General features: G+C 68.6%; 19 protein-coding genes. 15 read left to right on the top strand and 4 right to left on the bottom strand.

The genetic code is table 11. The annotated features are described in order from the left end of the window. Positions 1–181: 181 nt before the first annotated feature. Positions 182–925, bottom strand: coding sequence for an SIMPL domain-containing protein (locus ACJH71_RS19735; RefSeq protein WP_406759676.1), 744 nt, complete (start codon positions 923–925; stop codon positions 182–184). A gap of 65 nt (positions 926–990) precedes the next feature. Here ACJH71_RS19735 and ACJH71_RS19740 point away from each other — a divergent pair, with 65 nt between their 5' ends. Next, complete coding sequence (locus tag ACJH71_RS19740; protein WP_406759677.1) at positions 991–1,869, top strand: SCO6745 family protein; 879 nt, start codon at positions 991–993, stop codon at positions 1,867–1,869. On the opposite strand, the gene ACJH71_RS19745 is transcribed toward ACJH71_RS19740, so the two are convergent. From ACJH71_RS19745 to ACJH71_RS19755, 3 genes are read right to left on the bottom strand one after another with little or no spacing between them, the layout of a single operon-like run. Further along, the gene (locus ACJH71_RS19745) at positions 1,859–2,875 is read right to left on the bottom strand and encodes a zinc-binding dehydrogenase (RefSeq protein ID WP_406759678.1); all 1,017 of its coding nucleotides are present in this window, start codon (positions 2,873–2,875) and stop codon (positions 1,859–1,861) included. The two genes, ACJH71_RS19740 and ACJH71_RS19745, sit on opposite strands and share 11 nt — an antisense overlap. Continuing rightward, positions 2,875–4,068, bottom strand: coding sequence for an LLM class flavin-dependent oxidoreductase (locus ACJH71_RS19750; protein ID WP_406759679.1), 1,194 nt, complete (start codon positions 4,066–4,068; stop codon positions 2,875–2,877). Before ACJH71_RS19750 ends, ACJH71_RS19745 begins: the two co-directional genes overlap by 1 nt. Next, a complete protein-coding gene (locus ACJH71_RS19755; RefSeq protein WP_406759781.1) occupies positions 4,065–5,039 on the bottom strand; it encodes an alpha/beta fold hydrolase in 975 nt (324 codons plus the stop codon). Before ACJH71_RS19755 ends, ACJH71_RS19750 begins: the two co-directional genes overlap by 4 nt. A 151-nt stretch (positions 5,040–5,190) precedes the next feature. Here ACJH71_RS19755 and ftsH point away from each other — a divergent pair, with 151 nt between their 5' ends. The 14 genes from ftsH (at position 5,191) to clpC1 (ending at position 19,923) form a co-directional block, all read left to right on the top strand. After that, positions 5,191–7,575, top strand: coding sequence for an ATP-dependent zinc metalloprotease FtsH (ftsH, locus tag ACJH71_RS19760; protein ID WP_406759680.1), 2,385 nt, complete (start codon positions 5,191–5,193; stop codon positions 7,573–7,575). A gap of 16 nt (positions 7,576–7,591) precedes the next feature. Next, entirely contained in the window at positions 7,592–8,170 is a 579-nt protein-coding gene (gene folE / locus ACJH71_RS19765) for a GTP cyclohydrolase I FolE (RefSeq protein ID WP_406759782.1), read from the top strand. After that, positions 8,167–9,003, top strand: coding sequence for a dihydropteroate synthase (gene folP / locus ACJH71_RS19770; protein WP_406759681.1), 837 nt, complete (start codon positions 8,167–8,169; stop codon positions 9,001–9,003). Before folE ends, folP begins: the two co-directional genes overlap by 4 nt. Then, the gene (folB, locus tag ACJH71_RS19775; RefSeq protein WP_406759682.1) at positions 8,996–9,385 is read left to right on the top strand and encodes a dihydroneopterin aldolase; all 390 of its coding nucleotides are present in this window, start codon (positions 8,996–8,998) and stop codon (positions 9,383–9,385) included. Before folP ends, folB begins: the two co-directional genes overlap by 8 nt. Then, entirely contained in the window at positions 9,382–9,900 is a 519-nt protein-coding gene (gene folK, locus ACJH71_RS19780) for a 2-amino-4-hydroxy-6-hydroxymethyldihydropteridine diphosphokinase (protein WP_406759683.1), read from the top strand. The genes folB and folK overlap by 4 nt, the downstream gene beginning before the upstream one ends. Next, the gene (locus ACJH71_RS19785; protein WP_406759684.1) at positions 9,900–10,385 is read left to right on the top strand and encodes a DUF3180 domain-containing protein; all 486 of its coding nucleotides are present in this window, start codon (positions 9,900–9,902) and stop codon (positions 10,383–10,385) included. The genes folK and ACJH71_RS19785 overlap by 1 nt, the downstream gene beginning before the upstream one ends. A 105-nt stretch (positions 10,386–10,490) precedes the next feature. Next, the gene (locus ACJH71_RS19790) at positions 10,491–11,879 is read left to right on the top strand and encodes a DUF6779 domain-containing protein (RefSeq protein WP_406759685.1); all 1,389 of its coding nucleotides are present in this window, start codon (positions 10,491–10,493) and stop codon (positions 11,877–11,879) included. 128 nt (positions 11,880–12,007) lie between these two features. Then, positions 12,008–12,910, top strand: a complete 903-nt coding sequence (locus tag ACJH71_RS19795) for a Rossmann-like and DUF2520 domain-containing protein (protein ID WP_406759686.1) — start codon at positions 12,008–12,010, stop codon at positions 12,908–12,910. After that, entirely contained in the window at positions 12,907–13,842 is a 936-nt protein-coding gene (gene panC / locus ACJH71_RS19800) for a pantoate--beta-alanine ligase (protein WP_406759687.1), read from the top strand. The genes ACJH71_RS19795 and panC overlap by 4 nt, the downstream gene beginning before the upstream one ends. Then, positions 13,842–14,258, top strand: coding sequence for an aspartate 1-decarboxylase (panD, locus tag ACJH71_RS19805; RefSeq protein WP_406759688.1), 417 nt, complete (start codon positions 13,842–13,844; stop codon positions 14,256–14,258). Before panC ends, panD begins: the two co-directional genes overlap by 1 nt. 2 nt (positions 14,259–14,260) lie before the next feature. Continuing rightward, entirely contained in the window at positions 14,261–15,073 is an 813-nt protein-coding gene (locus ACJH71_RS19810) for a type III pantothenate kinase (RefSeq protein WP_406759689.1), read from the top strand. Positions 15,074–15,123: 50 nt separating this feature from the next. Further along, positions 15,124–16,647 carry a lysine--tRNA ligase gene (gene lysS / locus ACJH71_RS19815; RefSeq protein ID WP_406759690.1) on the top strand — a complete coding sequence of 508 codons (1,524 nt, stop codon included), beginning with the start codon at positions 15,124–15,126 and terminating at the stop codon, positions 16,645–16,647. Between the two features lie 115 nt (positions 16,648–16,762). Next, a complete protein-coding gene (lsr2, locus tag ACJH71_RS19820) occupies positions 16,763–17,098 on the top strand; it encodes a histone-like nucleoid-structuring protein Lsr2 (RefSeq protein ID WP_024442366.1) in 336 nt (111 codons plus the stop codon). Positions 17,099–17,394: 296 nt separating this feature from the next. Next, positions 17,395–19,923: an ATP-dependent protease ATP-binding subunit ClpC gene (gene clpC1 / locus ACJH71_RS19825; RefSeq protein ID WP_406759691.1), complete on the top strand. Its 2,529-nt coding sequence runs from the start codon at positions 17,395–17,397 to the stop codon at positions 19,921–19,923. Positions 19,924–19,941: the final 18 nt, after the last annotated feature.

The following is a 19,941-nucleotide window of genomic DNA, read 5'->3' on the forward strand; positions in this document are numbered from 1 at the left end:
TCCCGAGTCCCCAAGCGCGCACAATCACGTGAGGCAACGAACCCGCCCTCGCGCGCATCTTGACGTGAGGCAACACGCACTGACTCAAGCTATTTGGCAGGGTCGCCAGTTGTGGATAACTGCGGCCACAGTTGGAAGGCTGTGGAGTGAGATCTGACTACGGATCAGAAGGTTGGGAGTCTTAGCTCAGCTCCCAGATCGCCGTGACGGTGAAGCTCACGGTCTGTTGCCCGGGCTCGACCGGGGGAGCGGCGGCCATTGCGCGGGGCATCGGCATCCCCACCGGTGACGGCGGCGGCGTCCCGCCGGCGATCTCGGAGATCGAGATCACCTGACCGAGCCGCAGGCCCGACAACTGGGCGTACTGCTCGGCGCGGTCCTTGGCGTCGTTGAAGGCCCGCTCCCGGGCGCCGCGCACCAGCGCCGAATCGTCCTCGATGGAGTAGCTCACTCCATTGATTCGGGTGGCGTCCCCGCCGGCCCGCACGATCACTGCCAGCACCTGGGAGGCGGAGTCGCGCTCGACCCTGACCCGGATGGTGTTGCCGGCGCGGTAGCCGGTGATGTTCGCCGACCCGCTGGCGTCGGGATTGCCGTACTGCGGCTGCAGGCTGACGCCGGTGGTGCTGATGTCCTTGCGGTCCACGCCGGCATCCACCAGTGCATCGATCACCGCCTGCTGACGCTCGCTTGTCTGGTTCATCGCGCTGGTGACGTCTCCGGCGACGAACTCGATACCAGCCTCCGTGGTGAGCGTGTCCGGAACTCCCTGGACCTCGCCGGTGCCCACCACGGTCACCTGACGTGGGATGTCCGTCCCGCCGCTCGGTGCGGCGTCGCAGCCGGCCATCGCGAGCGTGGCCACGCCGGCCAGCGCCAGCGTCATCGACCAGCGGAGAACCATCCGGGCACTGTGTGTCGGCATGAGTGGCACCTTATCGGAGTCGACGCAGACACCGGCGGAAAAGATCCATGCGGCACACTGAGGTGATGACCTCCGCGCCGTCGCGAGCACTGTCCAGCGCCATCGAGCCGTTCGCCGGCCAGGTGTACTTCTCCCCGGAGTGTCACCGCGGCTACGCGGCGCTCGGTTTCGGTGCCAGCCCCGCAACAACCGATGGGGTCGAAATGCCGGACGGGCCAGCGTACTTCTGCAGCAGGGGTTCCGCGCTGGGACAGGCGCCCGGCGACGTGATCGCCGCGACGTTCGGGGTGTTCAATCCGGCCGTGGTCGTTCCCGCCGTCGGTTACGGCTGGAAGCTGACCGATGCGCCGACCATCCGGGCGGCGCGTACCGAGGGTGCGCTGGCTCAGCTGCGCCGGGTCCTGGGTGCAGCCCCCGACGGCATCGAGCGCGCCGTGGAGCTGCTGCGCCGCGCCGTGGATGGTCTCTCGGTGGCGGGCAAGCCGCTGTTCGCCGGGCTGGTTGCCGACGGGCTGGTCGGTGAGCCGCTGACCGATGCCTGGCTGTTGGCCGACCAGCTCCGCGAATTCCGTGGCGACGCGCACGTGAACGCCTGGGTCGCAGCGGGATTCGATGCCGTCGAGATCGGTCTGATCACCGAGCTCTATCGCGGATTTCCGCCGCGCACCTACGTCCGGTCCCGGGCGTGGAGCGATGACGACTTGACCGGGGGTGAGGCCCGGCTGGCCGAGCGCGGCCTGGCGCGCGACGGCGTGCTCAGCGATGCCGGACGCGCCGCGCGCGAGGCGGTCGAGACGTCAACCGATGCGGCATGTGCCCGGATCGTGGCCCGCCTCGGTGACGACCTGGGTGAACTGGTGGAACTGGTGGGCGGGTGGTCGAAGCAGCTGGTCGACGCCGGTGGTTTCCCGAAGGCGTGGCTGGGCGCTTCGGCTAAGGGGTAACCAGGATCTTGCAGTGCCGGTCGGGGTCGGCCAGCTCCTGGAAGGCCGCACCCACGCCGTCGAGTCCGACCTCGCCGGTGATGAGCGGCGCCACGTCGATGTGGCCCTCGGCGATGGCCCGCAGCGACGCGGCGAACTCCGCCGGCTCGTAGGCCAGTACGAACTGCACGCTGATTTCCTTGGCGATGCCGTAGAACGGGTGCACGGTGTCAGATTCCATGCACACGCCGGCCACCACCAGCCGGCTGCCCACCGGCGCTCGCCGCAGCACGTCGTCGATGACGCCCGGCACCCCGACCGCCTCGAAGATCACCTTCGGGGTAACGGTGTCGAACGGCGAGCCCTGCGCCGGATCGAGCGTGCGATGCGCACCCATTCTGACCGCAAGTTCTCGCCGGGCGGGCGAATAGTCAGCGGCCACAATGTCTTCCACGCCTGTGGTGCGCAAGGCGGCGATGATCGCCATCCCGATCGGTCCGCAGCCCAGCACCAGCGCAGTCTCGCCAGCCGCGATGCCGGATTTGTTGACCGCGTGCAGGCCCACCGCCATCGGCTCGGTCAGCGCGGCGTGGCGGGGATCCAGCCCGTTGGGGATCGGCACCAACAGCGGGGCCGACAGCAGCATCTTCTCGGCGTAGCCGCCCACCGTGGTGTTGGAGTAGACGATCGGTTCAATACCCTTGGCGGCCAGCAGGACCGGTATGGAGGTGATCGGCGTTCCAGCGGCAAACGTGTCGGTGCCGGGACCGGCTTCGAGCACCGTCGCGCTGAACTCGTGGCCCATGAAGATATCGGCGCCCAGATCGACGGACGCACGCGAGGACGGGCTGCCGGACATGGCCTGTGTCGCGGCCAGCACCTGCTCGCCATGCGAGGCGAAATGCAGGTCGGATCCGCAGATGCCGCAGGCGGTCACCTCGACGAGCACCTGGCCCGGACCGGGCGTCGGCTCCGGCACGTCGTCGCGATAGACCATCCGCCCGTCGCGCAGCACCGCCGCGCGCATCAGCGTGACCCGCCGCCCGACTCGGTGACGTGCTCGACGACGGCGTTCTTGATCGCCTCGCCGGCCCGGCCGAACAATGTGTCGCGCATGCCCCGGGCCCATTCGTGTGATGCCTTGGGTGCGGTGAGCTGACCCTTGAAGTGCGGAATCACCTTGCGGGCCAACAGCTCGTAGCTGTGATAGGTGGCCTCCGGTGAGGCCCAGTCGTGCCCGAGGAACAGCAAGGTGCCGAACCCGCCGGAGCGCTCCAGCAGGCCGGTGATGTGTTCGATGGCGTCGTCGGGGGTGCCGATACAGCAGCTCCCGGCGGCGGCGTAGGCCTCGACGAACTCGGTCGGCGTCTGCGGCGATCCTTCGACTTCGCTTGCCAGCGGTACGAACCCGGCCGCGCCGAAGTAGTCCGCGAAATCCTGCAGCCCGTAGGTGCAGTCGGCCACCGCCTGCTCGCGGGTGTCGGCGATGTGCATGATGCTCAGCACCCGCCAGTCACCCCGATCCGGCTCGTCGCGGCCGGCCTTGGCGGCCTGATCGCACACCACCTGCCAGGTGTTCTCCAGTGCGGCGAAGCCGCCCGGCACCGACATCGACAGGGACAGCAGTGAGGTGCCCAGCGCGCCGGCCAACCGCGGTCCGGACGGCGAAATCATCGCGGCCGCAGAAATTTCCGGGTACGGCCAGGTGTAGGGGCGAATATGCAGGGCCGCGTCGCGCAGGGTGAACCAGTCCGAATGCCGGGTGATCAATTCGCCCGGCTCAGCCCGGAACAGCGCCAGGATCGCCTCCAGGGACTCCTGCATCATCCGGCGCTGCTCGACGGGGTCGATGCCCATCATGTGGGCGTCGGTGGGCAGGGCGCCCGGCCCCGCACCGAACATCACTCGGCCGCGCGTCAAATGATCCAGCAGTACCCAACGGTCGGCCACCATCAACGGGTGGTGGTAGGGCAGCGAAACCACGCCGGTACCCAGCCGGATGTGCTTGGTGCGTTCGGCAGCCGCGGCGATGAACACCTCGGGGCAGGCGATCAGCTCGTAGCCGCCCGAATGGTGTTCGCCGAACCAGGCTTCGTCGAAGCCCAGCCGGTCCAGAGCGACAACGCGCTCCAGGTCGTATTCCAGTGCGACGGTCGGTGATTGACCCAGCGCGTGAAACGGGGTGATGAAGACCCCGAAGCCCAGCGGCCGGGCGGTCACGATGCCGCTCCGGCCGGCAGGCCCGCCAGGAATTCCAGCAGCACCGTGTTGACCTCGTCGGGCCGCTCCTGCTGCAGCCAGTGGCCGGCGCCATCGATGATCACCTCGCGGTAGGGGCCGGTCACCAGCTCGGCGGCCCGGTCGCGGCGGGTGAAGGTCAGCACCGGGTCGGCGGATCCGGCGATGAACAGGGTCGGGACGTCGATGGTGGCGGCGGCCGGATTGGTCATGATCTCCCAGTTGCGGTCGAGGTTGCGGTACCAGTTCAGCCCACCGGTGAAACCGGTGCGGGTGAATTCGGCGATGTAGTGGTCCAGTTCGGCGGCGCTGATCCAGTCCGGTCGCGCCGCCGGCTCGGCCAGTCGATCGATGAAACCCATCGGGCCGGGCGCGACCATCAGCAGCGCCGTGTCGTGGTCGGCCGGGCTGAGGCTGCCCATCATCCGGCGCATGGTGCGGGCGGGGTCGGCATCCAGTTCCGCATCGGCGACGCCCGGCTCCTGGAAATAGAGCATGTAGAAGAAGTTCTCGCCGAAGACCTTGGCGAACGCCTCGGTCGGCGGCAGTTGCGGGCGGGGCACCGGCGGCACACTGAGCCCCACCACCGCGGCCACCCGCTCGGGGTGCAGCTGCGCGGCGTTCCACACCACCGGACCGCCCCAATCGTGGCCGATCCAGATTGCCTGCTCGGCGCCGACGTCGTCCAGCAGGCCGACCAGATCGCCGGTGAGCGCTGCCATGTCGTAGGCCGCGATCTCGTCCGGTCGCGACGAGCCGCCGTAGCCGCGCTGATCGGGGGCCAGTACGTGGAAGCCCGCGTCGGCCAGGGCCGGGATCTGATGTCGCCAGGAGAAGGCCAACTCCGGGAATCCGTGCGCCAGCAACACCACCGGGGCACCGCACTCGCCCGCTTCGGTGACCCGCAGGGTCACGCCGTTGGTGTCGACGAATCGTTGAGTTGCTCGTTCGATTGCGGGAGCCACCGTCACACCAAAGCACAACCGGGCCGGGATCGAACAGGGTTCCCGAGTCCGGCCAGGCAGGTTAACCGCAAGGGACGGTAGCCTGAACATGCCCAGCTGCATGTATTGGAAGGATTTGGCCGCGCCCGGCCGATGTCTGATGAATCGCAAAAACGTGATCCGCACCGTAACCGCGATCGCAGTGGTGTTGCTGCTCGGTTGGTCGTTCTTCTATTTCAGTGACGACACCCGCGGATACAAGCCCGTCGACACCTCGGTGGCGGTGGCCCAGATCCACAGCGGCAACGTCAAGAGCGCCCAGCTCGACGACCGCGAGCAACAGCTGCGGCTGGTCCTGAAGACTCCGCTCACCAGCGTCGAGGTGACCGACAAGGCCGGCCAGTCGGGCAAAGCCGACAAGCCCGGCCGGGCCGAGAAGGTCGACAAGCTGATCACCAAGTACCCGACCGGGTACGCGGTTCCGCTCTACACCGCGTTGACGGCGAAGAAGGCCCAGATCAACACCGTGGTGAACCAGGGCAGCCTGCTCGGGTCACTGCTGATCTATATGTTGCCGATGTTGCTGCTGATCGGGTTGTTCGTGATGTTCTCCCGCATGCAGGGCGGCGCCCGGATGGGCTTCGGCATGGGCAAATCACGGGCCAAACAGCTGGGCAAGGACATGCCCAAGACCACCTTCGCCGACGTCGCCGGCGTGGATGAGGCGGTCGAAGAGCTCTACGAGATCAAAGACTTTCTGCAGAACCCGGGCCGCTACCAGGCGCTGGGCGCCAAGATCCCCAAAGGCGTGCTGCTCTACGGCCCGCCCGGCACCGGTAAGACGCTGCTGGCCCGCGCGGTCGCCGGTGAGGCAGGTGTGCCCTTTTTCACCATCTCCGGCTCGGACTTCGTGGAGATGTTCGTCGGTGTCGGCGCCTCCCGGGTGCGGGACCTGTTCGAGCAGGCCAAACAGAACAGCCCGTGCATCGTGTTCGTGGACGAGATCGACGCCGTCGGCCGCCAGCGCGGCGCCGGCATGGGCGGCGGACACGACGAGCGGGAGCAGACCCTCAACCAGTTGCTGGTGGAGATGGACGGGTTCGGTGAGCGGGCCGGGGTCATCCTGATCGCGGCCACCAACCGGCCCGACATCCTCGACCCCGCGTTGCTGCGGCCCGGCCGGTTCGACCGCCAGATCCCGGTGACCAACCCCGACATCGCCGGGCGGCGGGCGGTGTTGCGGGTGCATTCGGCGGGCAAGCCGATCGGCCCTGACGCCGACCTGGATGGGCTGGCCAAGCGCACCGTCGGGATGTCCGGCGCCGACCTGGCCAACGTGATCAACGAAGCGGCGCTGCTGACCGCGCGCGAGAACGGCACCGTGATCACCGGCGCGGCGCTGGAAGAAGCGGTGGACCGGGTGATCGGCGGCCCCCGGCGCAAGGGCCGGATCATCAGCGAACACGAGAAGAAGATCACCGCCTACCACGAGGGCGGCCACACCCTGGCGGCGTGGGCGATGCCCGACATCGACCCGGTCTACAAGGTCACCATCCTGGCTCGCGGCCGTACCGGCGGGCACGCGGTGGCGGTGCCCGAGGAAGACAAGGGACTGCGCACCCGCTCGGAGATGATCGCCCAGCTGGTCTTCGCCATGGGCGGGCGCGCCGCCGAAGAACTGGTGTTCCGCGAGCCGACCACCGGCGCGGTCTCCGACATCGAGAAGGCCACCGCGGTCGCGCGCGCCATGGTCACCGAATACGGCATGAGCGCCAAGCTGGGCGCGGTCCGCTACGGCACCGACCACGGCGATCCGTTCGTCGGACGAGCGATGGGTACGCAGGCCGACTACTCGCACGAAGTGGCCCGCGACATCGACGACGAGGTCCGCAAACTGATCGAGGCCGCGCACACCGAGGCCTGGGAGATCCTGACCGAATACCGCGACGTCCTCGACGTCCTGGCCGGCGAGCTGTTGGAGAAGGAGACGCTGCACCGCGCCGACCTGGAGAAGATCTTCGGCGACGTGAACAAGCGGCCCCGGTTGACGGCGTTCGACGACTTCGGCGGTCGGGTCCCGTCCGACAAGCCGCCGATCAAGACCCCCGGTGAGCTGGCCATCGAGCGGGGCGAGCCGTGGCCGCAGCCGAAGCCGGAACCCGCGTTCAAGGCCGCGATCGCTCAGGCGTCCCGGGAGGCGGCCGCGCGGGCGGGTGAATCCGGCCCCAACGGCAGTAACGGTGTGCCCGCCGGCGGTGAGGCGGGCACCCAACCGGACTATGGGGCCCCGGCGGGCTGGCACGCACCGGGCTGGCCGCCCTCCCCGCAGTCGCAGCCCCAGCAGCAGGGCGGCTACTGGTATCCCCCGCAGCACTGGCCGCCCAGCGGTTACCCGCCCGCCCAGCACTACCCGCCCTATCAGCACCGGCCCCAGCCGTACCCCGGTGCCGGCCAGCCGCCGCCACCGCCGGCATCGTCCGGTGAGGCCGACGGTGGTGGTCGTGGCACGGAGAACAACCGGTCCGAGCAGCCGTCCGGTGACTGAGAAAGCGGGGTCGACGATGACGTCGGCAATTTTCGATCAGGCGCGGGCCGAGGCCGCCGTGCGCGAGCTGCTGCTCGCGGTGGGCGAAGACCCCGACCGGGCGGGTCTGCTCGACACCCCGGCGCGGGTCGCGCGGGCTTATCAGGAGATGTTCGCCGGGCTCTACACCGACCCGGATGCAGTGCTGGAGACCACCTTCGACGAGCAGCACGAAGAGCTGGTGATCGTCAAGGAGATCCCGCTCTACTCAACCTGTGAGCATCACCTGGTGTCCTTTCACGGTGTCGCGCACGTCGGGTACATCCCCGGCTACGACGGCCGGATCACCGGTCTGTCCAAGCTGGCCCGGGTGGTGGATCTCTACGCGAAGCGGCCGCAGGTGCAGGAGCGGTTGACCGCGCAGGTCGCCGACGCCCTGATGCGCAAACTCAATCCGCGCGGAGTCATCGTGGTGGTCGAGGCCGAGCACCTCTGCATGGCGATGCGCGGAGTGCGCAAGCCCGGCGCGATCACCACTACGTCGGCGGTCCGCGGACAGTTCAAATCCGACAGCACGTCGCGCGCTGAGGCCCTGGAACTCATTCGGCGCAAGTGAGCACGACACGCGTGCAGGTCGTCGGGGTGGTCAACGTCACCGCCGATTCGTTCTCCGACGGCGGGCGCTACCTCAACGTCGATCGCGCCGTTGAGCATGGCCGCCGGCTGGCGGGCCAGGGTGCGGCGATCATCGACGTGGGGGGCGAATCGACCCGGCCGGGTGCGCTGCGCGCCGATCCGCGGGCGGAGGTTCAGCGGGTCGTTCCGGTCGTGAAACAACTTGCTGAGCAAGGTATTACCGTCAGCATCGATACGATGAACGCCGCCGTCGCCGATGCCGCGCTGGACGCCGGCGCCACGATCGTCAACGACGTGTCCGGGGGAGCCGCGGACCCGGCCATGGCACCGCTGTTGGCTTCCTCGGGTGCCCGATGGGTGCTGATGCATTGGCGGCCGGTCGATCCGGACAATCCACATCGGGTGCCGTGCTACCGCGACGTGGCCGCCGAGGTCCGTGAGGATCTGCTCGCCGCCGTCGACGCGGCCGTGGCCGCCGGCGTGGATCCCTCGCAGTTGATCGTCGATCCCGGCCTGGGCTTCGCCAAGACCGCCCAACACAATTGGGCCCTGCTGCATGGGCTGCCGCAATTGGTCGATCTCGGCATGCCGGTTCTCGTTGGCGCGTCACGCAAGCGGTTTCTCGGTACGCTGCTGGCCAGCGAGGACGGTACGCCGCGGCCGCCCGACGAGCGCGAAACGGCCACTGCGGTGATATCGGCGTTGTCCGGGCTGCACGGCGCCTGGGGCGTGCGGGTGCACGACGTGCGAGCCTCGGTCGACGCGCTACGTGTCCTGGGAGCCTGGAGCCAAGGAGGTGCGAGCGGTGACTGATCGGATCGAGCTGCGCGGCTTGAAGGTTCGCGGCAACCACGGTGTGTTCGAGCACGAGCGGGCCGACGGTCAGGACTTCATCGTCGACATCACGGTCTGGATGGATCTCGCCGTCGCCGCGGCCAGCGACAACTTGGCCGACACCTACGACTACGGACTGCTCGCGCAGCGCGCCGCGAATATCATCGCCGGCCCGGCTCGCGATCTCATCGAGACCGTCGCCGCCGAGATCGCCGAGGAGGTGATGGGCGACGCGCGAGTGCAGGCCGTGGAGGTGACGCTGCACAAGCCGCACGCCCCGATCCCGCTCACCTTCGCCGACGTCGCGGTGGTGGCACGGCGCTCACGCAGCGACCGGCGCGGCAAGGTGGTTCCGGCATGAGTCACGCCGTGCTCTCGGTGGGATCCAACCTGGGGGACCGGTTGGCCCTGCTGCAGTCGGCGGTCGACGGCCTGGGCCGCGCGGTGCGCGCGGTGTCGGGGGTGTACGAGACGCAGGCGTGGGGCGGCGTCGAACAGGGGCCCTTCCTCAACGCGGTGCTGATCGTTGACGACCCGGCCGCCGATGCGCACGGCTGGTTGCGCCGCGCGCACGAACTGGAGCAGGCGGCCGAGCGGGTGCGCACCCAGCGGTGGGGGCCGCGGACCCTGGATGTCGACGTGATCAGCTGCCACGACACCGGGGGCACGGAGGTGCTGTCCGACGACGAACAGCTGACGTTGCCCCATCCCCGGGCCCATCTGCGTGCGTTCGTGCTGGTGCCCTGGCTGTCGGTGGAGCCGCAGGCCCGGCTCACGGTGGGCGGCCGGCCGCGTGCGGTGACGGAGCTGCTCGACGAGCTGGAACCGGCGGAGCGCGCCGGGGTGTCGCTGACCGACCTGGGTCTGCGGCTCTGATGGGCCCGACTCGCAAGCGTGACGTGGCCGCCGCGGCCGCTGTGGTCGCGATCATCAGCTACCTGGCGGTTCCGCTGCTGTACCGATGGTTTCCGCCGATCACCGTGTGGACCGGGATATCGCTGCTGGCGGTCGCGATCGCCGAGCTGGCCTGGGGCCGCTACGTCGGCGCGAAGATCGACGACGGTCAGATCGGCGCCGGAGCCGGCCGGCTGCATCCGCTTGCGGTGGCCCGCACCGTGGTGGTCGCCAAGGCGTCGGCCTGGATGGGGGCGCTGGTACTGGGCTTCTGGCTGGGTGTGCTCGGCTATCTGCTGCCGCGCCGGTCCACCCTGCACGTCGCGGACCAGGACACCGGCGGGGCGGTGGTCGCGGCGGCCAGCGCGCTGGCTCTGCTCATCGCCGCGCTGTGGTTGCAGAACCGCTGCAAATCGCCGGAAGATCCCGGCCCGCCCGCCGAGCTGACCGGAAATCAAGCCGGGTAAGAATCGCCGGAGCGGGGCGACACGCGGATTGACCTCGTACAGGTACAGTCGGGCAATGCGCGCCAGCAACGATACGGGACAGAGCGACGAGGTGGAGCGGCGCAGATGAATTCGGTCCTGTCCCGCGCCCCGGGTCGGCGTGGAGTTCGCAGGCCGGGCTGGACACTGATGACGGCGTTGCTGATTCTTGCGATCGCCGCGAGTTCGGCGCTGGTGTTCACCAGTCGGGTGGAGCTGCTCAAACTCGCAGTCATCATCGCGCTGTGGGCCGCGGTCGCGGCGGCATTCGTGTCGGTCATCTATCGGCGGCAAAGCGATGTCGACCAGGCGCGGGCGCGCGACCTCAAGTTGGTCTACGACCTGCAATTGGATCGCGAGATTTCCGCGCGGCGCGAGTATGAGCTGACGGTGGAGTCCCAGCTGCGCCGCGAGCTGGCCTCTGAACTGCGGGCGCAGGCCGCTGACGAGGTCGCGGCCCTGCGGTCGGAGTTGGCAGCGCTGCGCACCAACCTGGAGATCCTCTTCGACGCCGACCTGAGCCACCGGCCGGCACTCGAGCCTGAGCGCACCCCGGTCCGTGCCTACAGCGACTGGGCGCGCTCGGGCGGAGAACCCTCCACGGGCGCCACCCGAGTCGCGTCGTCGGCCACATCGATCTACCCGCCGGACTCGGTCACCCAGACCGCGGAGAACCCGATCATCGACGTTCCGGAGGTACGGATTCCGGCCGCCGGAAGCCCCACACCGCAGGCGTCGCCGACGCCGCAGGCGCCGCACGCCGAGGGCCGCCGCGGTTCGCATCGCCGGCGTGCCGACGAGTCACCCCGGCGCAGCGCCGAAGAGTCACCACGGCGGGCCCCCGACGAGACGCCGCCACCGCAACCGGCCGCCGCCCGTTGGGCGCAGCCGCCGCAGCCCTTCATCGCGCCCGAACCCCGCCGTGAGCCGGAACCGCCGCAGCCTCCGCCGGCCCCCCAGCCTCCCCGGGCCGCAGCGCCTACCCCACCCTGGAAACCCGTTGGTGCCGAAGGGGAATGGCTGCCGCCGGGCGTGCCGGGTAGCAACTGGTCCGCGGATGTTCCGGCCGACACCGGGCGGCACGGGGCGCCCGACCGCAGCGCGGAAGCGCCGAGCCGACACGGTCGCCACGCAGACCCCGCCGAATCCGTCGCCGGTCCGCCGGTCAACGGCGCCGAGCCGGCACCCAACGAGGGAGGGGGGCGCCGGCGGGCGCGCTCCCGGCACGCGGCGGAGCAGGCCGGCGACCATGCCCGGCCGGCGCAGGACGACGCCACGCCCCCGGTAGCCGCCGAACCGCAGCCGGCCGAGCCGCCGGCTCCGGCCCACGCCAGTGCGCCCGCGTCGCGGCATTCCGCCGGCGCCGACGGGAGCGCCGAGGGGCCCAGCACCGGCGGCCAGTCGGTGGCCGACCTGCTGGCCCGGCTGCAGCCCACCGCGGGCGAAGGGCGCCGGCACCGCCGTCGCGAGGGGTGATCCGCGGCCAACTGCGACCAACGTCACTCGCAGCGCCGCGACCGATCGGGATAGACTCACCGGCGACCGTCCGGTACCCGCAGCGCGGGACTGGAACGAATACCAAGAGAACCTGTGAGGTCGTCTGCATGGCGCAGTTCGACGGACTGCGGCCCGCCCGGCTCAAGGTCGGCGTCATCTCGGCCGGCCGCGTCGGCACCGCGCTCGGTGTCGCGCTGGAGCGCGCCGAACATGTGGTGGTGGCCTGCAGCGCCATCTCCGAGGAATCGCGCCAGCGCGCCCGGCGCCGGCTGCCCGACAGCCTGGTGCGGTCGGCACCCGACGTCGCCGCGGACGCTGAATTGCTGCTGCTCGCCGTTCCCGACACCGAACTGGCCGGCATCGTGTCCGGCCTGGCCGCCACCGGTGCGGTGCGGGCCGGCACGATCGTGGTGCACACCTCCGGCGCCGCCGGGATCGGCGTTCTCGCGCCGCTGACGCAGCAGGGCTGCCTGCCGCTGGCCATCCATCCCGCGATGACTTTCACCGGTTCGGATGAGGACATCGACCGGTTGTCGGAGAGCTGCTTCGGCATCACCGCCGCCGACGAGATCGGCTACGCCGTCGCTGAAGCGCTGACCTGCGAGATCGGCGCCGCGCCGTTCCGGGTCGACGAGTCCGCCCGCACCCTCTATCACGCCGCGCTCTGTCACGGCGGAAACCATGTGGTGACCGTGATCGACGACGCGCTGGCGGCGTTGCGGGCGGCGTTGCCGGGGCGGATCGGCTCAGTGGCCGCCGATGACCCGGACGGGATTGCCGAGCGGGTGCTCGGACCGTTGGTGCGTGCCGCGCTGGCCAACACCCTGCGTGACGGCCGGGCCGCGCTGACCGGGCCGGTGGCCCGCGGCGACTCGGCCACCCTGGCCCGGCACCTGGGCGCGCTGGCCGATGTGGACCCGGACCTGGCCGAGGCATATCGCACCAACGCGCTGCGCACCGCGCACCGCGCCGGTGCCGCCGACGACGTATTGGAGGTGCTGGCCCGATGAGCCCGAACACGTCCCGGGGTCCGCAGCCCACCTTCACCGCCGGCGGGTTCAACGTCTACGAGCGCCCGGAGGACGTCGCCCGCGTCAGCCGCGCGCTGCGGTCGACCGGTCGCCGGGTGATGCTGGTGCCGACCATGGGCGCCCTGCACGACGGCCACCTGTCGCTGATTCGAGCGGCGCAGCGAGTGCCCGGTTCGGTGGTCGCGGTGTCGATCTTCGTCAACCCGCTGCAGTTCGGCGCCGGTGAAGACCTCGACGCCTACCCGCGCACCCTGGATGCCGATCTGATCGCGTTGCGCGCCGCGGGCGTAGACCTGGTTTTCACGCCGACCGCCGCGGCCATGTACCCGAACGGCCCGCGTACCGCGGTGCACCCGGGTCCGCTGGGCGCCGAACTCGAAGGTGCCGCGCGCCCGACCCACTTCGCCGGCATGCTCACCGTGGTCGCGAAATTGCTGTCGATCGTGAGCCCCGACCGGGTGTTCTTGGGCGAGAAGGACTATCAGCAGTTGGTGTTGGTGCGGCAGATGGTCACCGACCTCAACCTCGACGTGACCGTGGTCGGCGTACCCACCGTGCGCGAATCCGACGGCCTGGCGATGTCGTCACGCAACCGCTACCTCGACGCGGCGCAGCGCGAAGCGGCGACGGCCCTGTCGGCCGCACTGGCTGCCGGTGAGCGCGCGGCCGCGGCCGGTGCACCAGCGGCGCTGGACGCCGCCGCCGCGGTGCTGTCCGCGGTCCCCGCCGTCGACGTCGACTACCTGCAGGTTCGAGGCGTCGACCTCGGCCCGGCCCCCACCGACGGACCCGGACGGCTGCTGATCGCCGCCCGGGTGGGTTCTACCCGACTGCTCGACAACGCGGCGATCACGCTCGGACTTCCCATCGACGCCGACGTGGCGTTAGCCGCACAAACCCGGAGGAATTGATGTTTCGGACGATGCTCAAGTCGAAGATTCACCGTGCCACGGTCACCCATGCGGACCTGCACTATGTCGGCTCGGTGACCATCGACGCCGATCTGATGGACGCCGCCGACCTGCTCGAGGGTGAGCAGGTCACGATCGTCGACATCGACAACGGCGCCCGGCTGGTGACCTACGCCATCACCGGCGAGCGGGGCAGCGGTGTCATCGGGATCAACGGTGCGGCAGCGCATCTGGTGCATCCCGGTGACCTGGTCATCCTGATCGCCTACGGCACCATGGAGGACGCCGAGGCCCGCCGTTACCGGCCGCGGATCGTGTTCGTCGACGCCGAGAACAAGCAGGTGGATCTCGGCGATGACCCGGCCTTCGTGCCCGATGACGTCTCGGATCTACTCTCGCCCAGAAGCGTGCGCTAACCGTGCTGCTGGCGATCGACGTCCGCAACACCCACACCGTCATCGGCCTGATCGCCGGCTCCGGTGATCACGGCAACGTCGTGCAGCAGTGGCGGATCAGGACCGAGGCGGAGATCACTGCGGACGAGCTGGCGCTGACCCTGGACGGACTCATCGGCGATGACGGCGAACAGCTCACCGGTGCCGCCGCACTGTCCACCGTGCCGTCGGTGCTGCACGAAGTCCGGCTGATGCTCGACCAGTACTGGCCCTCGATCCCCGCCGTGTTGATCGAGCCGGGGGTGCGCACCGGGATCCCACTGCTGGTGGACAATCCCAAGGAAGTGGGGGCTGACCGGATCGTCAACGGGTTGGCCGCGTTTCACAAGTTCAAGACAGCGGCGATCGTCGTCGACTTCGGTTCTTCGATCTGCGTCGATGTGGTTTCGGCCAAGGGCGAATTCCTGGGCGGCGCCATCGCGCCCGGCGTCCAGATCTCTTCGGATGCCGCCGCGGCCCGCTCCGCCGGCCTGCGCCGGGTCGAACTCACCCGGCCGCGCTCGGTGATCGGCAAGAACACCGTCGAATGCATGCAGGCCGGCGCGGTCTACGGGTTCGCCGGTCTGGTCGACGGTCTGGTTCGCCGGGTCCGCGAGGAAGCCGCGGGAGCCGGAGACGACGTGACCGTGGTGGCCACCGGTCACTCCGCACCGCTGTTGCTGGCCGATCTGGAGACTGTCGACCATCACGACCCCAACCTCACCCTGGACGGACTGCGGCTGGTGTTCGAACGCAATCGGGACAGTCAGCGGGGCAAACTGCGCCCGGCGCGCTGAGTGTCGCGGGCTTTTCGTCCTGTCGCCGTGTTCCTCTAAGCTGGCGGGTCGTGAGCTCCGCCGATGTATCCCCTGAGACGCAGGACGAATCCGACCTCCCCGAGCAGTTCCGGATCCGACGCGACAAGCGAGCTCGGTTGCTGGCCGAAGGCCGTGATCCCTACCCGGTCGCGGTCGATCGCACCCACACACTTGCCCAGATCCGGGCCGACTACCCCGATCTGGAGGCGGACACCGCCACGGGCGACGTCGTCGGCGTCGCGGGTCGGGTGGTGTTCTCCCGCAACTCGGGCAAACTGTGCTTCGCGACCCTGCAGGAGGGCGACGGCACCCAGTTACAGGTGATGATCAGCCTGGCCAGCGTCGGGGAACAGGAGCTGGAGGCGTGGAAGACCGACGTCGACCTCGGCGACATCGTCTACGTGCACGGCGAGGTGATCAGCTCCCGCCGCGGCGAGCTGTCGGTGCTGGGCGACTCCTGGCAGATGGCGTCGAAGTCATTGCGGCCCCTTCCGGTCGCGCACAAGGAGATGAGCGAGGAGTCGCGGGTCCGGCAGCGCTACGTCGACCTGATCGTCCGGCCGGAAGCCCGTACCGTGGCGCGTCAGCGCATCGCGGTCATTCGCGCCGTGCGCAACGCGCTTGAGCGGCGCGGATTCCTTGAAGTCGAAACTCCGATGTTGCAGACATTGGCCGGCGGAGCGGCCGCCCGGCCTTTCGTCACTCATTCGAACGCGCTCGACGCGGACCTTTTCCTGAGAATCGCACCAGAACTGTTCCTGAAACGGTGCGTTGTCGGCGGCTTCGACCGGGTCTTCGAACTGAATCGGGTGTTCCGGAATGAAGGCGCCGATTCCACGCATTCGCCCGAGTTTTCGATGCTGGAGACCTACCAGGCCTACGGCACCTACGACGACTCTGCGGTGGCCACCCGCGAGATTATTCAAGAGGTCGCCGATGAGGTGATCGGGACCCGTCAACTGCCGCTGCCCGACGGCAGCATCTACGACATTGACGGTGAATGGGCGACCGTTGAAATGTATCCATCATTGTCGACCGCGCTCGGCCAAGAGATCACCCCGGCCACCTCGGTGGCCGACTTGTGGGCGATCGCGGATCGCCTCGGCGTAGAGATACCCAAAGACCGCGGCTATGGTCACGGGAAACTGGTCGAGGAACTGTGGGAACATGCCGTCGGCAACGCCTTGAACGCCCCAACTTTTGTCCGGGATTTCCCGGTCGAGACGACGCCGCTGACCCGCCAGCACCGCAGCATCGAGGGTGTCACGGAGAAGTGGGATCTCTATATGCGCGGTGTTGAACTGGCCACCGGCTATTCCGAGCTCGTCGACCCGGTGGTGCAGCGTGAGCGTTTCGCGGAACAGGCGCGCGCGGCGGCCGCCGGCGATGACGAGGCGATGGCGCTCGACGAGGACTTCCTGGCGGCCATGGAACATGCGATGCCGCCCTGCACAGGTACCGGAATGGGTATCGACCGCCTGTTGATGGTGTTGACGGGTCTATCAATTAGGGACACCGTTTTGTTTCCGATTGTTCGTCGTCAAGGCAACTGAACTGCGCCGCAGCCTGTTGTGTTGAAGCAGGCGTATTTTTATGGCAGATTAGTCGGCGAGGTCGAATACGGCTTTGCGCTCCGTTCGCGCGCAGGAAAGCTACCTAGGGGTACCAATGGCGAAAAAAGTGACCGTCACCTTGATCGATGATTTCGATGGTGAGGGTGCCGCCGATGAAACGGTCGAATTCGGCCTGGACGGGGTGACCTACGAGATCGACCTTTCGAGCAAGAATGCTACAAAACTGCGCGCAGAACTGAAGAAGTGGGCCGACGCGGGCCGTCGGGTCGGGGGTCGCCGGCGCGGACGGTCCGGTGGTGGCCGCCGTGGAACCATCGACCGTGAGCAGAGCGCCGCGATCCGCGAATGGGCCCGCCGCAACGGACACAATGTGTCGACCCGCGGGCGTATCCCGGCCGACATCATCGACGCATTTCACGCCGCAACCTAGCCGGCGGTTCAGCGAGGCTCGACGCAGGATCGGCGAACCTGGGACCGTCGCGTGGACCCGATAGGTTTCGCTGCTGGCGAACCGGGGACCCGTCGGAAACACATTCGATGGGTTAGACGTTGCTCCCTTGCATCCGGTGCCAGGTCCTTCGGGGCCGGGCCATCGGGTGGTCGATTCAGTACGCACTGCAAGGCAGGTCACAGCGCGCTGCGCCGCCCACTAGAGTGGACAGCAGGCACGCCGGCCGAGCCGAGGCCGATCAAGTGCCGATCGCGAGGGAGAGCAGGTAGCCACCGATGTTCGAGAGATTTACCGACCGCGCCCGCAGGGTTGTCGTCCTGGCCCAAGAAGAGGCCCGGATGCTCAACCACAACTACATCGGGACCGAGCACATCCTGCTGGGCCTGATCCACGAGGGTGAAGGCGTAGCCGCCAAGTCGCTGGAGTCCCTGGGCATCTCTTTGGAAGGGGTGCGCAGCCAGGTCGAGGAGATCATCGGCCAGGGCCAGCAGGCGCCGTCCGGGCACATCCCGTTCACCCCGCGCGCCAAGAAGGTGCTCGAGCTGAGTCTGCGCGAGGCGCTGCAGCTCGGCCACAACTACATCGGCACCGAGCACATTCTGCTCGGCCTGATCCGTGAGGGTGAGGGCGTCGCCGCGCAGGTTCTGGTCAAGCTGGGTGCCGACCTCACCCGGGTGCGCCAGCAGGTGATCCAGCTGCTGAGTGGCTACCAGGGCAAGGAGACCGCGGAGGCCGGCACCGGAGGCCGGGGCGGCGAGTCCGGCTCGCCGTCCACCTCGCTGGTGCTCGACCAGTTCGGCCGCAACCTGACCGCGGCCGCCATGGAGGGCAAGCTCGACCCGGTCATCGGCCGCGAGAAGGAAATCGAGCGGGTCATGCAGGTGCTGTCCCGGCGCACCAAGAACAACCCGGTGCTGATCGGTGAGCCCGGCGTCGGCAAGACCGCCGTGGTGGAGGGCCTGGCGCAGGCCATCGTGGCCGGCGAGGTCCCCGAGACGCTGAAGGACAAGCAGCTCTACACCCTGGACCTGGGTTCGCTGGTGGCCGGCAGCCGTTACCGCGGTGACTTCGAGGAACGCCTGAAGAAGGTCCTCAAGGAGATCAACACCCGCGGCGACATCATCTTGTTCATCGACGAGCTGCACACCCTGGTGGGTGCCGGTGCGGCCGAGGGCGCGATCGACGCGGCCTCGATCCTCAAGCCGAAGCTGGCTCGCGGTGAACTCCAGACCATCGGCGCCACGACTCTCGACGAGTACCGCAAATACATCGAGAAGGACGCCGCACTGGAGCGCCGGTTCCAGCCGGTGCAGGTCGGCGAGCCCACCGTCGAGCACACCATCGAGATCCTCAAGGGTCTGCGGGACCGCTACGAGGCCCACCACCGGGTCTCGATCAGCGACTCGGCGATCGTGGCGGCGGCCACCCTGGCGGACCGCTACATCAACGACCGGTTCTTGCCGGACAAGGCGATCGACCTGATCGACGAGGCCGGCGCCCGGATGCGTATCCGCCGGATGACCGCGCCGCCGGACTTGCGTGAGTTCGACGAGAAGATCGCCGACGCACGTCGGGAGAAGGAGTCCGCGATCGACGCGCAGGACTTCGAGAAGGCGGCCAGTCTGCGGGACCGGGAGAAGCAACTCGTCGCGCAGCGCGCCGAGCGTGAAAAGCAGTGGCGCTCGGGTGATCTGGATGTCGTGGCCGAGGTCGATGACGAGCAGATCGCCGAGGTGCTGGGCAACTGGACCGGTATCCCGGTGTTCAAGCTCACCGAGGCCGAGACCACCCGCCTGCTGCGGATGGAAGACGAGCTGCACAAGCGGATCATCGGCCAGGAGGATGCGGTCAAGGCGGTCAGCAAGGCGATCCGGCGTACCCGCGCCGGGCTGAAGGACCCCAAGCGGCCGTCTGGCTCGTTCATCTTCGCCGGCCCGTCCGGTGTCGGTAAGACCGAGCTGTCCAAGGCGCTGGCTGAGTTCCTGTTCGGCGACGACGACGCGCTCATCCAGATCGACATGGGCGAGTTCCACGATCGCTTCACCGCGTCGCGGCTGTTCGGTGCCCCTCCGGGCTACGTCGGCTACGAAGAGGGCGGTCAGCTGACCGAGAAGGTGCGGCGCAAGCCGTTCTCGGTGGTGCTGTTCGACGAGATCGAGAAGGCCCACGCCGAGATCTACAACAGCCTGTTGCAGGTTCTCGAGGACGGCCGGCTCACCGACGGGCAGGGTCGCACGGTGGACTTCAAGAACTGCGTGCTGATCTTCACCTCCAACCTGGGCACCTCCGACATCTCCAAGGCGGTCGGATTGGGCTTCACCCAGGGCGGCGGGGAGAACAACTACGAGCGGATGAAGCTCAAGGTCAACGACGAGCTCAAGAAGCACTTCCGTCCGGAGTTCCTCAACCGCATCGACGACATCATCGTCTTCCACCAGCTCACCAGGGAAGAGATCATCGAGATGGTCGACCTGATGATCGGCCGGGTGGCCAAGCAGCTGCGGGCCAAGGACATGGACATCGCGCTGACCGACAGGGCCAAGTCCTTGCTGGCCAAGCGTGGCTTCGACCCGGTGCTGGGTGCGCGTCCGCTGCGGCGCACCATCCAGCGCGAGATCGAGGACCAGCTCTCGGAGAAGATCCTGTTCGACGAGATCGGTCCCGGTCAGCTGGTCACCGTCGATGTCGACAACTGGGACGGCGAGGGTGCACACGAGAACGCGGTGTTCACCTTTGCCGGTAGCCAGAAGCCGACCGCGGAGGCGTCCGACCTGGCCAAGGCGGGCGCGCCCACTGGCGAGTAACTGCTACTGACGCGAAAC

Source organism: Mycobacterium sp. SMC-15 (assembly GCF_045310925.1).
Classification (GTDB): Bacteria; Actinomycetota; Actinomycetes; order Mycobacteriales; family Mycobacteriaceae; genus Mycobacterium.